Raw genomic sequence first — 12,703 nt, 5'->3', positions numbered from 1 at the left:
GGTATCAAGGTTCTCATGTTCTACCTTTCAAGGTTGAAAAGTGCTCGGCCGGTTGTCTCCTCCGGTCACGAGCGTTGTGAAAGATGCAGCTTCAATGCATGGCTACATCCCGACGACATCGATGGACTGCCGGAGGCAGTGCCAGCACCAGGTCCTGCGGGCCAGGCTGGGCTCAAAACGGCGCGGGCAGGATGGCCCGCGGCTGCTCGACGTGGTGTGGGCGTGCATGGCGACCGCCGCCGGTCGATCCGGGTGGTCCGAGGCTTGGCAGGTCGGCGTGAGCACCATGCGAGGATTGATTCGACGCCGAATCATTTCGGCGAAAAAATTGCAGCAGCGCCGCGAGGTCATCTTAATTCGGCCGACAACCGAACTAATTAGGGGAAACCCATCGGCGCCGCTGCACCTGCTTACAGCTTCAGGAGATCGTCAGCATCGCGCCGCGCGCAGGGGCGATCAAAGTCCGGCCGGGAAGGATCTCGACGGGCAGGACGATATTGCGCGGGCCCTCGTACATCTGTCCACTGCGCTGCGCCTCGATCAATTGCATGAGGACGTTGACCGCCTGACGACCCATTTCGAGCAGGGGCTGGCGCACGGTCGTCATGCGCAGGGTGCGGGCCAGCAAGGTATCGTCAAAGCCAGCGATCGAAATATCCCGAGGCACGCTCAGCCCTCGCGCCTCCAGCGCTTCCATGCAACCGAACGCGATGGCGTCGTTGCCACAGAAGATGGCCTCGGGCAACCGTTCACCGCGGTGGCCCTGCAGCCACGTCTCCATCGCCTGTCGGCCGCCCTGCACGGTGAACCAGGTACGGATCACATGGTCGGCAGCGACCTCTACGCCGGTTTCGGCATGCGCGCGCAAGAAGCCCTCGACACGGCGGTCCGCACCCTTGGTGTGCGGCGGCCCGCCCACGCACAGGATATGGCGATGGCCGAGTTCAAGCATGTGGCGCACGATGCCAAAGCCGCCCGCCTCGTCGTCCGCCTCGACGTTCACCTGGCCCTGCAGCTGCATGCCCGCATGGATCGTGACCAAGGGCGTATGGGGAGGCAGCCAGCTCGTGCTGTCATCTTCCAGATACGGCGCCAGCACGACCAGCCCATCGACGCGGCCGTCGCACAGCGCGGGGATGCGCTTGGGCGCTTCTTCCCAGCCGCTGAGCGGGAAGACGCATGTGGCCTGCTCGGCCTCCGTCGCGCCCCGCACAACGCCGTTGAACACCTCCAGGAAGTAGAGGTTGGGCTCCTCATTGGCAATGTTCGCGACGAAGCCGATGGCGTTGGCCCGCTGACGGCTGAGTGCGCGTGCCGTCGCGTTTGGCCGGTAGCGCAGGCGCTCCGCCGCCGCCAGCACCCGTTCGCGCGTCTCCATGGATACGCGCGTCGAGCCTTTGCCGGCGTTGAGCGCGCAGGAGGCCGCGACATCCGACACGCCAGCTTCTCGCGCGACGTCAGCGAGCGTGGGCAATCTGTGACGACGACTTTTCGTCGGCTGGGAAGGCTTGGGTGTCGAGGCGGACACTGACCGGCGGCGGGGTGAACGAGCGGCGCACTGTAGCACCGGGCCGTCCGCAAGCTCGGCGTCGCCACGGCTGGAAGTCGGCAGCAACCCGGTCCAGGACGCCCCTTCAACTTGCCCGCTTTCTTGGCAGGCGTCTTCCCGGCGACGCCAGCACGCGCGCTTGGACAGCACAATGTGAGCCTGGCGGTCACGCCCGCCACCCCGTCAACTCGCAACAATCTTCCCAGGACTGATGTCGATGATCTACGAACTGCGCGTCTATACGGCAATGCCTGGCCGGCTACCCGACGTTCTTGCAAGATTTCGCGATCACACCGTGGGCATCTGGAACCGGCTGGGAATTCGTCAACTCGGATATTGGACGACGGCAGTCGGACCTGACAGCAACGCGCTCACCTACATGCTTGTCTGGGAGAGCCTGGCCGATCGTGAGGTCAAGTGGAGCAAGTTTGTCGCCGATCCCGAATGGGTCGAGGTCAGAAAGGCGAGCGAGGCAGCAGGACCGATTGTTGCGAAGATGGACAACTCGTTCTTGGCGCCAACCTCTTTCTCGCCCGCGAAATAGTCTCCTCCGCGGCGGACGACACAGTGGGCTGGGACGCGGTATCAACGCCCAATGCCTCTTCAGTCTGGCCACCGCTTCAGGAACAGTTCAGCCGCAGGAAGGGAGCGCGATGCGCTCAAGCGTCGCTTCTGCCTGCGGCTTGGTCGTTGTCCAGCTGTAGTGCCGCAATCGCGTTGCGGCTTCCCCTCCAGCTCAGCGCATCACTATCAGCTGAACCCGCCGGTTCGTGCTGCGGCCTTCGCGGGTGCTGTTGTCGGCCAGGGGCGCAGATTCGCCGTAGCTGATCGTAGCCATGCGCGCCAGCGGCAAGCCGGCGCGAGACAGGTGCAGGCGCACGGCTTCGGCTCGCTTGAGGCCCAGTTGCTGGTTGATCGTGTCGCTGCCGGTCGCGTCGGTGTGGCCCTGGATTTCGATGAACACCGGCTGGTTGTCGGCCTTGAGCTTGGCGACGAGTTGATCGAGTTCCTGGCCAGCCTGCTCGGTGAGCTGGAAGCGGCCCGACTTGAATTTGACCTTGTCATCGGTCAGCACGGTGCTCATCAGCAGACCGGGCGGCTTGGGCAGGTTGTTGAAGGCCTGGGTTCGCGCTGCAGCCTCCTGCTGCAGAAGGGCCAGCATGCGTGCCTCGCTGCCCTGCAGCCGGCCATCCAGGGCCTTGAGGCCCTCGTCATGCGCCTGCACCCGGGTGCCGAGGCCGTCCACGCTGGTCTGCACCGGAGCGACTGTCTCTTTGACGAAATCCTTGGTGGCGCAAGCGCTCAGCAACATGACGCTGCTGGCGACGATCAGGGGCGAAAGTCTCGACATCGGTAGTCTCGTGGATAAGAAAGTGGTGCGAATGTAGGCAGTCCTTCACGGACGAACGTACCGAGCTGTGAGCAATCCTTGCGCCATTAACCGGACTGAACAAAGCCTTACCGTTCTGCGCTACGGGCACAGATCCATGTTGCGCAGGTGCTTGACCAGCAGCCCCCGCAGGGCACGCGAGCGGCCTGAGACTCAGCCCTGCACTGGCTCGCTGCGGTTGGCGCGCCAGCACAGGATCAGCTCTCGTGCCAGGGCAGGGAGTTCGCCCCGGCCGGCTCGCTTGGCGAAGCCGAAGCGCTCGCCAGCGTAGATGCGGTCATAGGCCATGCGTGACACATGCGCGGGCCAGCCCTGGGCGGCCATCAGCGCCGAGAAGCGCTCCAGCAGCTGCAGCTCGGCCTGCATCGGGCGTTCCTCGCAGGTCCACTGCTCCTCGATCACCAGCCGCACCGACCCCTCGGGGCAGCTGACGCGGCGTGGGCCGAAGCTGGGCAGCGGGAGCGAGCGGCGGTGGCGGCGGGATGTCATGGCCGCGAAGATAGAACCGCCGCACCTCAAACCCGTGCCGAAAAACACCGCTTCTTCGGCTTTCGACGGGCGCCAGTCGATGGGCGGCGCAAAAGGTGTGGGCTTGGTCACGGCCTGCGACAAGCATGCACTCAGCGGATCGCCGACACCCAGCGTTCGAAGCGCGGCGCCATCCGCCAGCCGTCCTCGCCCAGCCAGTCCGCCGCCACGATGACGTGATGGGCCCGACCGATCAGCTTCTCGCGTGGCACCGTGCCGATGAAGCGCGAGTCCTCACTGTTGTCGCGGTTGTCGCCGAGCAGGAAATACTGCCCTGCCGGCACGGTGAGCTCGGCGAAGTTGCGCCGCGCGCTGAGGGCCGGCAGGAACTGGACAGCATGGGGCCGGCCGTCAAGGTCCTCGGTGGCGCGCACCGCGTCAACGACCCAGCCGGGCGCCACCGCCTCGCCATGAGACTGGTTGCCGCTGTAGCTCAGCGGCGTTCCATTGAGGATCAGCACGTCGTCGCGCATCTCGACGCGATCGCCCGGCAGGCCGAYGATGCGCTTGATCAGCCGCGTGCCGCCGGCCGGCGAACTCAGCGTGACGACATCGCCGCGCTGGGGCTCACCCAGCGGCAGCAGCACGACGTCGGTCAGCGGCAGCTTGAGGTCATAGGCCAGGCGGTTGACGAGCACGACATCGCCTTCCAGCAGCGTCGGCCGCATCGAGCCCGAGGGGATGGGGTTCCAATCGGCCACCGCGGTGCGGAACAGCGCGAAGCTGAGCAGGAAGAGGATGAAGCCGCGGTTGTCGCGGAGGGTGCGTCGGAGGTTCATGACGGCCATGCTCGGGCCGATCTCCTGGCTTCGACCCGGCTGGCGGGCGAATGGCCGGCTGAAGTGGGCGAATGGCAGCGGCGCTGCGCGAATGGCGGGCGCGGCAGGCACGAGCGTGGCCGGGCGCGTCGATGGAAATCTGCCGATTCCGCGGCCCGATGCCTTCGGCCGCCCGCCGGCGGCGCCCTGACGTCAGGCCGGCGGATCCTTGGCCCGGGTGCGGGACACGGCCATCATGATGCCGACACCGGCGACGATGAGACAGGCGATGGCGACATAGGTGGCGGCCAGGCCGGCCGTGATCAGGGCCCAGGCCAAGCCGCCCAGCAGCACGGCCAGGCCAACGATATAGAGCAGGAAGGACATAGCGGCTCCTGTCAGGGATGGAGCGGCGCCCCATCTCGTCAGTGCACTTTAGTGAGGCGGCCCGTCGCGGATGGTCGGACGCCGTTGAAGCTGCCGGTAGGTGGCCTCCTACCGCGGCGCGGTTCTCGCTGCGCAAGCTCGGGCGCGGGGATAGCGAGAATCCGCCTCATGACCATCCAATCCCCCAGCGTCTACATCAAGGACACGGGCACGACCAAAGGCCGCGGCGCCTATGCGTCACGGCCTCATGCCAAGGGGGAGACCGTCGAGGCCTGCCCTGTCGTGCTGTTCACCGGCTCCTACACGTCGATTCCCGAGGAGGTCAGAAAACTGCTCTTCAACTGGGGCGTGCTGGCTCACACCACAAGCGGCCATTGCCTGGCTCTCGGCTACGGCAGCATGTACAACCATGAGAACCCGGCCAATATGCGCTACGAGGCCGATGTCGAGTTGCGGCTGCTGCGCTTCGTGGCCATCCGCGACATTGCCGCCGATGAGGAACTCACGGTGAACTACAACGCTGTCGGCGGCGGCCATGTGTCTGAGCGGGACACCTGGTTCACGGGCCAGGGCGTCGAGCCCTACGCCGCTGAGAGCGACGCCTGACCTGCGCGTCAGCGCCCGGCCTTGCCCTCCGGCGCGTCCTGCGCCACCCAGCGCAATACTGCATCCAGCACGCCGCGCGCGGCCTGGGCCTGTGGGTGGTTGACGATGGCAACCAGCACCCAGCGCTTGCCCGAGGGCGCATCGACGATGCCGGCCAGCGCGACGACGTCGCGCAGCGAACCGGTCTTGAGATGCGCCCGCCCGGCCGCAGCGCCAAAGCGCCCGGGCTGGCGTGACAGCGTACCGTCCAGCCCGGCCACCGGTAGCGAGGCCAACAGCTCAGGCATCCAGGGCTGGCCCCAGGCCCAGCGCAGCAGCGCTGCCAGCTGGGCCGGGCTCATGCGCGTCTCGCGGGCCAGGCCGGAGCCGTTGACCACGCGGGTCGGTGGCGTCGTGCCGGCATGCGCGTCCAGCCAGGCCTGCAGCCAGGTTGCCGCCGTGTCGGGTGAGGGCGCGGGCACGCCAGCGGCGCGCGCGGTGCTGAGCAACACCTGCTGGGCCGTGAGATTGCTGCTGGCCTTGTTCATATCGCGCAGCGCCTCGGCCAACGTCGGGCCGGGCCACAGCAGCGTGGGCGCGCTGGCGGGCGCTGGTGCGTCGACGATGGCCTCGCCGCGCCAGGCGATGCCGGCTTCACGCAGCATCAGCGCCAGCAGCCGCGCCGGGTAGGTGGCCGGGTCGGGATCGGCCAGGGTCCAGGTCAGGTCGCCGCAGGCCGCCGCATAGCTGCCGGCAAAGCGCGGGCGCTGGCCGGCGGCCCATTGCAGCTTCAGCGCGCCGCGCCAGTCGCCGCAGGGCCCGGCCGTCGTCGGCACGGTCTGGGGTGGGTCCAACGCCGGGTCGGCGCTGATGCGGGCCTGCATGCCTTCGACGCGGATCGTGTAGCTGACCGCCTTGAAGTTCAGCAGCAAGGCCTCGGGCAGCACATTGCCGACGCGCCAGGGCTCGTTGTCGAAGTCACCGGGCTCGGCGGCGCCGGGCGTGAAGGCGCTGCGGTCCAGGCGCAGCGGGCCGCGCAATTCGCTGATGCCCAGGCGCTTCAGCACCCCCCAGACGCGCTCGGTGGACAGGCGTGGGTCGCCGCTGCCCTGGATGGCCAGGCCGCCGTCCTCGGTCAGCCAGACCGGCGTCTGCCATTGCCAGGCCGGGCCCAGGGTGTCCAGCGCCGCCATGCTGGTGACGAGCTTGGTCAGTGAGGCGGGGTTCAGTGGCATGTCTGGCTGCCAGGCCAGGCGGGGCCGGGGTTCATCCAGGGCCTGCACGAACACGCCCAGAGCGGTGGCCGGCACCTGGGCCTGGCGCAGCGCGACCTGGACCGACAGCGGCAATGGTTCCGCCGCCTGTACCCCCAGGATCCAACCCGCCAACACCCATCCCATCGCCTGTCTGCGCATGACCCGAAAGTTACACTGGGTTGATGCCCTCCCTCCTGGCTCTCGACAGCTCCACCGACACGATGGCCCTGGCCCTCGTGGCCGAGGGGCAGACTCGGGTTTTCGAGGCCCAGGGCGGGGCGCAGGCGTCGGCACGCATGCTGCCCGAGGTCAAGGCCCTGCTGGCCGGCGCGGGCATCGCGATGGCCGACCTGGACGCCATCGCTTTCGGGCAGGGCCCCGGCGCCTTCACCGGGCTGCGCACCGCCTGCGCCGTCGCGCAGGGCCTGGCCTTCGGGCTGGACCGGCCGGTGCTGGCCATTGACAGCCTGATGCTGGTCGCCGAGGACGCCCGTGCGCAAGGCGCTGGCGACGACCTCTGGGTGGCGATGGACGCGCGTATCGGCGAGATCTATGCGGCCCGCTACCGCTGGGCCGATGGCGCCTGGGTCGCCGTCGAAGCTCCCGCCCTCTACAAGCCCGAGGCGCTGGCCGCGCATTGGGGGACGCCCGCGGCCGTCGCCGGTACGGCCCTGACCGAATATGCCGAGGCCCTGGGCGTGTTGCCGCAGACCTGGCCGCAGGCCCGTTCGCGCGCTGCAGCCCTGGGTACCTTGGCTCTGGCCGCCTGGCAGCGTGGCGAGATGCGCGACGCGGCCGAGGCCCTGCCCGTCTATGTGCGCGACAAGGTTGCGCTGACGACGGCCGAGCGAGAACTCAAGTCATGAGCGCATTGCTGGAGCGCAGCCTGCCGCCCTTCGAGGCCGAGGCCATGCGGGTGCCCGACCTGACCGAGATCATCGCCGTCGAGCGCCAGGCCTACCCGGTGCCGTGGACGCATGGCAATTTCGTCGACTCGCTGGCGGCCGCCTACCCGGCCGAGGTGCTGCGCGGGCCGCGCGCCGAGCTTTTCGGTTATTGGGTCGCCATGCCGGGCGTGGACGAGATGCACCTGCTCAACATCACCGTTGTGCCGGCCTGGCAGGGGCGCGGCCTGGCGGTGGCCATGCTGGACCGGCTGGTGGGCGAATGCCGCCGCCGCGGCCTGACGCAGCTGTGGCTGGAAGTGCGCGTCGGCAACGAGCGCGCTCGCGAGGTCTACCGCCGCTACGGCTTCGCAGAGGTTGGCAGGCGCCGCGCGTATTACCCGGTGCAGCAGGGGCCGCGCGAAGATGCCATCCTCATGAGCCTGTCGGTGCCGGCATGAGTTGGGATCTGCGCCAGCGGGCCATGTTGGCCGAGATGGGTTATCGGCTGCCGGCGGCGAGCGCGGTGATGCAGCCCGTCGACGTCATCGAGGTCGAACCCGAGCCCATCGTCGTTGCCGCGCCGCCGCCTGTCATCGTGCGTGTGGCGGCGCCGTCGGCGCCGTCGAGCTTCGCCAACCTGGATATGCCGGCGCTGCGCGAGGCCGTCTCGAGTTGCCGGGCATGCGGCCTGTGCGAGCAGCGCCGCAACGCCGTCTTCGGCAACGGCGCCCTGCAGCAGGCGCAATGGCTGGTCGTCACCGATCCGCCCGATGAAGGCGACGACGCCTCCGGCGAAGCGCTCGGCGGTGATACGGGCCGCCTGCTGGACCGCATGCTGAGCGCCGCCGGCCAACGTCGCACGGGTGATGAAGCGACCGCCTTCGTAACCCCGATCGTCAAGTGCCGCCCGCCGCGCGGCCGGGCCTCCCAGCCCGGCGAGCTGGACGCCTGCGAGGCCGTGCTGGCACGCCAGGCCGAACTGCTGCGCCCGCGCGTCGTGCTGGCCATGGGCCTGCAGGCGGCGCGCCGGCTGACTGGCCTGACCGAACCCCTGGGCAAGCTGCGCGGCCGCGTGCACCGTTGGCGCGACCTGCCCGTCATCGTCACCTACCACCCGGCCTACCTGCTGCGCTCGCCTGCGGACAAGGCCGGTGCCTGGGACGACCTGTGCCTGGCCCGACGCACGATGGGAAGCACATGAGTTCGCCCAAGGAACTCGACCTCGAGCGCCAGGCCCTGGACGCGGCGCGCTTTCGCATGCTGGCCGATCATGTGCCGGCTTGGATCGCGCTGTACGGTGCCGCCGACCATCGTTGCCTCTTTGCCAACCGTGGCTATGCCGAGGCCTTCAAGCTGACGCAGGACTCCATCGTCGGCAAGCACTTCAGCGAGATCGTCGGATCCGAGGCCTACGAGCATGTGCGCGTGTCGGTCGAACAACTGGTGCGCGACCTCAAGCCCGTCGTCTACGAGCGCGAGCTGATCCAGCCCGGCGGCAAGCTGTCCTTCCTCGAGATCCACCTGATTCCGCAGTTCGACAGCCAGGGCACGCTGCTGGGCAGCTGGGTCCTGGTCTACGACATCACGCGCCATCGCCTGGCCGAGCGCCGGCTGCGGGAATCGGAGGCCAGGCTCGACAAGTTCATGCAGGCCACGGTGGAGGGCATCCTCTTCCACCGCGACGGCATCATGACCGACGTCAACCAGCCCCTGTGCAAGATGTTGGGCTGGTCGGCGGACGAACTGATCGGCAAGCACGTGCTGTCCTATGTCGACGCCGACGAACTGCCCAAGGTCCGCGAGGTCATGTTGCGAGGGCAGGAGCTTCGCTACGAGACCGCCGTCACGCACTGCAACGGCTCACGCATTCCGGTCGAGCTCATCATGCGCACGATGGAGCGCGACGGCGAGCAGCTGCGCATGGCCGTCGTGCGCGACATCAGCGACCGTCTCGCCAACGAGGCGCGCATCCAGCACCTGGCCCATCACGATGTCCTGACCGGCCTGCTCAACCRCGCGGCCTTCATGGACCGCATGGCCCTGCAGATGCGCCGCGCCGAGCGCAAGGGCGAGATGCTGGCCCTGCTCTTCATCGACCTGGACAACTTCAAGCGCGTCAACGATTCCCTGGGTCATCTCGAGGGCGACCAGGTGCTGACGACGGTGTCCGAGCGCATCGTCGGTGCGCTGCGCGACAGCGACCTCGTCGGCCGCTTCGGTGGCGACGAGTTCATCGTGCTGCTGAGCGACCTGACCAGTCGCGCCGACATCGTCGTCGTGCTGGAGGCCCTGCTGTCGGTCGTCGAAGTGCCCGTCAAGGCCGATGGCCGGGCGTTGTCGGTCACGCCCTCCATCGGCGTGGCCGTCTACCCGGACGACGGCCGGCAGGCGGATGACCTCATCCAGCATGCCGACACGGCCATGTACCTCGCCAAGGCCCGTGGCCGTGCGACCTACCAGTTCTTCGAATCCTCGCTGGCCGAGGCCGCCTATGCCGACATCGTGCTCGAAGCCGAGCTGGCCCAAGGCCTGACGCGCAACGAGTTCGAACTCTTCTTCCAGCCCCAGGTCGAGGCGACGACGGGTCAGCTGTCGGGCGCCGAGGCGCTGCTGCGCTGGCGCCACCCGCGGCGTGGCCTGCTGGCGCCGGACGCTTTCATCTTCGTTGCCGAGCGCCACCGCCTGATGCTCAACCTCGGCGAATGGGTGCTGCGCGAAGCCGCCGCAACGGCACGGCGCTGGCGCGAGAACGGCCTGACCCGCGGCCATGGCGCCATGCGCATCGCCGTCAACCTGTCGCGCATCCAGTTCCATCTCGATGGCTTTGCCGACACGGTCAAGCGCGTGTTGCAGGAGTCCGGCGCGCAAGGCCAATGGCTGGAGCTGGAGCTGACCGAGCGCATGCTCATCGACGACATCACGCATGCACCGGCGACGCTGGCCCAGCTGCGTGCTCTCGGGCTGACGGTGTCGGTCGACGACTTCGGCACCGGCTACACCTCGCTGGCCCACCTGACGGAGCTGCCGCTGGACAAGCTCAAGATCGACCAGGGCTTCGTCGCCCGCTTGCCCGACGATGTCGGTGCCCAGGCCATCACGCGGGCCATCGTGCAGATGGCCGTCGGCCTGGGCCTGACCGTCACGGCCGAAGGCGTGCGCACCGCGGCCCAATGGCAGCTGCTGGCTGGCTGGGGCTGCCAGCAGTTCCAGGGCGAGCTGGTCGGCGCGCCGATGCCGCTGGCCGAGTTCGAAGCCTGGGTGAAAGCTCGATGAATGGCGCGGTGAAGCTCGCCGACAAGATCCACGCCGAGATCGCCGCAGCCGGCGGCTGGCTGGGCTTCGACCGTTTCATGAGCATGGCCCTGTACGAGCCGGGCCTGGGCTATTACGCCGGCGGCCGGCGCAAGTTCGGCCAGATGCCCAGCGAGGGCTCGGACTTCGTCACGGCACCCGAGATGTCGCCGCTGTTCGGTCGGGCGCTGGCCCGCCAGCTCGCTCAGGCCATGGACGCCAGCGGTTGCCGCGATGTCATCGAGTTCGGTGCCGGCTCGGGTGCACTGGCGGCCCAGTTGATCGCGGAGCTGGATGCATTGGGCGCGGGCCTGGCACGCTACGCAATAGTGGAGCTGTCGGCCGAACTGCGCGAGCGCCAGCGCGAACGCCTTTCGCATTGGGGGGGGCGCGTCGACTGGCTGGACGCGTTGCCCGCCGAACTGGAGGCCGTCGTCATCGGCAACGAGGTGCTGGATGCGATGCCGGTCCAGCTCCTTGCCTTCGACGGCCAGGTCTGGCGCGAGCGCGGTGTGGTCTCGGCGGGCGAGGGCTTTGCCTTTGAAGACCGTGCCAGCATGTTGCGCCCGCCGCTGGAGGCGGGCATGGTGCCGGGCACCGTCACCGAGATCCACCCGCAGAGCGAGGCCTTCGTTGCGACCCTCGCCCGGACCTTGAAACGCGGCGCCGCCTTCTTCATCGACTACGGCTTCCCCGAAGCCGAGTACTACCACCCGCAGCGCCACGGCGGCACGCTGATGTGCCATCAGGGCCACCTCGCCGATGCCGATCCGCTGGTGGCCGTGGGCGACAAGGACATCACGGCCCACGTCAACTTCACCGGCATTGCGCTGGCCGGCCAGGACGCCGGCCTTGTCGTGCTGGGCTACACCAGCCAGGCCAATTTCCTGCTCAACTGCRGTATCGCCGATCTGCTGCACGGGGCGAGCCTGGGCGAGCGCGCCATGGCCCACCGCCTGCTGGCCGAGCATGAGATGGGCGAGCTGTTCAAGGTGATCGGCTTCGCGCCGCTGAGCGGTACTTTCGATGCGCTCGGATTCAGTCGCGGAGACCGCTCGCACAAACTCTGAGGAGTTGTGAATGAAGGCTTGGTTGCTGCTGTTGCTCTGCGCCCCGGCGCTGGCGCAAGACCTCAATGTCGGCCGCAGCCTTGCGGCCACCTGTGCCAACTGCCATGCCAACAACGGCCGACCACGCAACCAGGCGATACCGCCGCTGGCCGGCATGAAGGCCGACGTGATGCTGGAGCTGCTCGCCGACTACCGCAGCGGGCGGCAAGCCGGCACCGTCATGCCGCAGATCGTCAAGGGCTATACCGAGGAGCAGCTGCGCCTGGTCGCCGCCTACTTCGCCGCGCAGGCCAAGCCATGATTGCGCGGCGCCAATTGATCGCGGCCGGTGGCCKGACGCTGGCGGGTTGCGCGACGCCATCAGGCCCGGTGGCCCGAGTCGTCGTCGTGGGCGGTGGCTTTGGCGGCGCGACCGCTGCCCGCTATCTGAAGCTCTGGGGTGGCGCGGCGGTCGAGGTGACGCTAGTCGAGCGCAACGAGGGCTTCATCTCCTGTCCGATGTCCAACCTCGTCATCGGTGGCGTGCGGGACCCGCTCAGCATCAGCCACGGCTATGCCGGGCTGGAAGCGCAGGGCGTCAAGCGCCTGCGCGGCGAGGTCGTGGGCATCGACCCCGCGGCCAGGACCCTGCAGCTGGCCGACCGCGGCACCCTGGGCTGGGACCGCTTGATCCTGTCGCCCGGCATCGACTTCATGAACGACGCCGTGCCCGGCCTCGCCGCCGCCTTCGACAGCGGCCGTGCCGTGCATGCCTGGAAGGCCGGCGCCCAGACGCTGGCGCTGCGCCGCCAGCTGCAAGCCCTGCCCGATGGCGGTGTCGTGCTGATGAGTATTCCCAAGGCGCCTTATCGCTGCCCGCCAGGGCCCTATGAGCGGGCCTGCCTGATCGCMTCGTATCTGCGTCGCGCCAAGCCGCGCGCCAAGCTGCTGGTGCTGGACGCCAACCCAGAGATCCAGAGCAAAAAGGCCCTGTTCGAGCGCGCCTTCGCGCAACACCATGCC

General features: G+C 68.3%; 16 protein-coding genes. 10 read left to right on the top strand and 6 right to left on the bottom strand.

The features are described from left to right. Positions 1–418: 418 nt before the first annotated feature. Positions 419–1,528 carry a LacI family DNA-binding transcriptional regulator gene (locus ACXJKR_RS11650; RefSeq protein WP_457322977.1) on the bottom strand — a complete coding sequence of 370 codons (1,110 nt, stop codon included), beginning with the start codon at positions 1,526–1,528 and terminating at the stop codon, positions 419–421. 238 nt (positions 1,529–1,766) lie between these two features. Between ACXJKR_RS11650 and ACXJKR_RS11645 the strand changes: the two genes are divergently transcribed. Then, on the top strand, positions 1,767–2,093 hold the full coding sequence (locus tag ACXJKR_RS11645; RefSeq protein ID WP_457322976.1) for an NIPSNAP family protein: 327 nt from the start codon (positions 1,767–1,769) through the stop codon (positions 2,091–2,093). Between the two features lie 192 nt (positions 2,094–2,285). On the opposite strand, the gene ACXJKR_RS11640 is transcribed toward ACXJKR_RS11645, so the two are convergent. The 3 genes from ACXJKR_RS11640 to lepB all read right to left on the bottom strand — a co-directional run bounded on the left by ACXJKR_RS11640 (position 2,286) and on the right by lepB (position 4,246). After that, entirely contained in the window at positions 2,286–2,900 is a 615-nt protein-coding gene (locus ACXJKR_RS11640) for an OmpA family protein (RefSeq protein WP_457322975.1), read from the bottom strand. A gap of 192 nt (positions 2,901–3,092) precedes the next feature. Next, positions 3,093–3,428 (bottom strand): hypothetical protein, encoded by a 336-nt coding sequence (locus tag ACXJKR_RS11635; RefSeq protein WP_157281263.1) that lies wholly within the window; start codon positions 3,426–3,428, stop codon positions 3,093–3,095. Between the two features lie 131 nt (positions 3,429–3,559). Next, positions 3,560–4,246: a signal peptidase I gene (lepB, locus tag ACXJKR_RS11630; protein ID WP_457322974.1), complete on the bottom strand. Its 687-nt coding sequence runs from the start codon at positions 4,244–4,246 to the stop codon at positions 3,560–3,562. Here lepB and ACXJKR_RS11625 point away from each other — a divergent pair. Continuing rightward, complete coding sequence (locus ACXJKR_RS11625; RefSeq protein WP_457322973.1) at positions 4,245–4,436, top strand: hypothetical protein; 192 nt, start codon at positions 4,245–4,247, stop codon at positions 4,434–4,436. The two genes, lepB and ACXJKR_RS11625, sit on opposite strands and share 2 nt — an antisense overlap. A 2-nt stretch (positions 4,437–4,438) precedes the next feature. Here ACXJKR_RS11625 and ACXJKR_RS11620 read toward each other — a convergent pair whose 3' ends face one another. Beyond that, the gene (locus ACXJKR_RS11620) at positions 4,439–4,612 is read right to left on the bottom strand and encodes a hypothetical protein (RefSeq protein ID WP_056194453.1); all 174 of its coding nucleotides are present in this window, start codon (positions 4,610–4,612) and stop codon (positions 4,439–4,441) included. 168 nt (positions 4,613–4,780) lie between these two features. Between ACXJKR_RS11620 and ACXJKR_RS11615 the strand changes: the two genes are divergently transcribed. Continuing rightward, the gene (locus ACXJKR_RS11615) at positions 4,781–5,218 is read left to right on the top strand and encodes an SET domain-containing protein-lysine N-methyltransferase (protein WP_056194450.1); all 438 of its coding nucleotides are present in this window, start codon (positions 4,781–4,783) and stop codon (positions 5,216–5,218) included. An 8-nt stretch (positions 5,219–5,226) separates the two neighbouring features. Here ACXJKR_RS11615 and dacB read toward each other — a convergent pair whose 3' ends face one another. Further along, positions 5,227–6,612 carry a D-alanyl-D-alanine carboxypeptidase/D-alanyl-D-alanine endopeptidase gene (gene dacB / locus ACXJKR_RS11610; protein WP_457322972.1) on the bottom strand — a complete coding sequence of 462 codons (1,386 nt, stop codon included), beginning with the start codon at positions 6,610–6,612 and terminating at the stop codon, positions 5,227–5,229. 23 nt (positions 6,613–6,635) lie between these two features. On the opposite strand from dacB, the gene tsaB reads away from it, so the two are divergent. The 7 genes from tsaB to ACXJKR_RS11575 form a co-directional block, all read left to right on the top strand. Further along, on the top strand, positions 6,636–7,319 hold the full coding sequence (gene tsaB / locus ACXJKR_RS11605) for a tRNA (adenosine(37)-N6)-threonylcarbamoyltransferase complex dimerization subunit type 1 TsaB (protein WP_457322971.1): 684 nt from the start codon (positions 6,636–6,638) through the stop codon (positions 7,317–7,319). Beyond that, complete coding sequence (gene rimI, locus ACXJKR_RS11600; RefSeq protein WP_457322970.1) at positions 7,316–7,798, top strand: ribosomal protein S18-alanine N-acetyltransferase; 483 nt, start codon at positions 7,316–7,318, stop codon at positions 7,796–7,798. The genes tsaB and rimI overlap by 4 nt, the downstream gene beginning before the upstream one ends. After that, the gene (locus tag ACXJKR_RS11595; RefSeq protein WP_457322969.1) at positions 7,795–8,541 is read left to right on the top strand and encodes a uracil-DNA glycosylase; all 747 of its coding nucleotides are present in this window, start codon (positions 7,795–7,797) and stop codon (positions 8,539–8,541) included. Before rimI ends, ACXJKR_RS11595 begins: the two co-directional genes overlap by 4 nt. After that, positions 8,538–10,613 carry a putative bifunctional diguanylate cyclase/phosphodiesterase gene (locus ACXJKR_RS11590; protein WP_457322968.1) on the top strand — a complete coding sequence of 692 codons (2,076 nt, stop codon included), beginning with the start codon at positions 8,538–8,540 and terminating at the stop codon, positions 10,611–10,613. The genes ACXJKR_RS11595 and ACXJKR_RS11590 overlap by 4 nt, the downstream gene beginning before the upstream one ends. Further along, positions 10,610–11,701, top strand: coding sequence for a class I SAM-dependent methyltransferase (locus ACXJKR_RS11585; protein WP_457322967.1), 1,092 nt, complete (start codon positions 10,610–10,612; stop codon positions 11,699–11,701). Before ACXJKR_RS11590 ends, ACXJKR_RS11585 begins: the two co-directional genes overlap by 4 nt. 10 nt (positions 11,702–11,711) lie before the next feature. Continuing rightward, positions 11,712–12,002 (top strand): c-type cytochrome, encoded by a 291-nt coding sequence (locus ACXJKR_RS11580; protein ID WP_457322966.1) that lies wholly within the window; start codon positions 11,712–11,714, stop codon positions 12,000–12,002. Further along, positions 11,999–12,703 (top strand): FAD-dependent oxidoreductase (locus ACXJKR_RS11575; RefSeq protein WP_457322965.1); only part of this gene is annotated, 705 nt, incomplete at its 3' end. The genes ACXJKR_RS11580 and ACXJKR_RS11575, both read left to right, overlap by 4 nt.

The sequence above is a fragment of the Roseateles sp. P5_E11 genome, assembly GCF_054049355.1.
This window is presented reverse-complemented; position numbering and strand designations above follow the sequence as displayed.

Bases quoted from the DNA above. Each gene is read 5' to 3' on its own strand.
- ACXJKR_RS11645 (WP_457322976.1), top strand. From the start codon at position 1,767: ATGATCTACGAACTGCGCGTCTATACGGCAATGCCTGGCCGGCTACCC.
- ACXJKR_RS11640 (WP_457322975.1), bottom strand. From the start codon at position 2,900: ATGTCGAGACTTTCGCCCCTGATCGTCGCCAGCAGCGTCATGTTGCTG.
- ACXJKR_RS11635 (WP_157281263.1), bottom strand. From the start codon at position 3,428: ATGACATCCCGCCGCCACCGCCGCTCGCTCCCGCTGCCCAGCTTCGGC.
- ACXJKR_RS11625 (WP_457322973.1), top strand. From the start codon at position 4,245: ATGACGGCCATGCTCGGGCCGATCTCCTGGCTTCGACCCGGCTGGCGG.
- ACXJKR_RS11620 (WP_056194453.1), bottom strand. From the start codon at position 4,612: ATGTCCTTCCTGCTCTATATCGTTGGCCTGGCCGTGCTGCTGGGCGGC.
- ACXJKR_RS11615 (WP_056194450.1), top strand. From the start codon at position 4,781: ATGACCATCCAATCCCCCAGCGTCTACATCAAGGACACGGGCACGACC.
- dacB (WP_457322972.1), bottom strand. From the start codon at position 6,612: ATGCGCAGACAGGCGATGGGATGGGTGTTGGCGGGTTGGATCCTGGGG.
- tsaB (WP_457322971.1), top strand. From the start codon at position 6,636: ATGCCCTCCCTCCTGGCTCTCGACAGCTCCACCGACACGATGGCCCTG.
- rimI (WP_457322970.1), top strand. From the start codon at position 7,316: ATGAGCGCATTGCTGGAGCGCAGCCTGCCGCCCTTCGAGGCCGAGGCC.
- ACXJKR_RS11595 (WP_457322969.1), top strand. From the start codon at position 7,795: ATGAGTTGGGATCTGCGCCAGCGGGCCATGTTGGCCGAGATGGGTTAT.
- ACXJKR_RS11580 (WP_457322966.1), top strand. From the start codon at position 11,712: ATGAAGGCTTGGTTGCTGCTGTTGCTCTGCGCCCCGGCGCTGGCGCAA.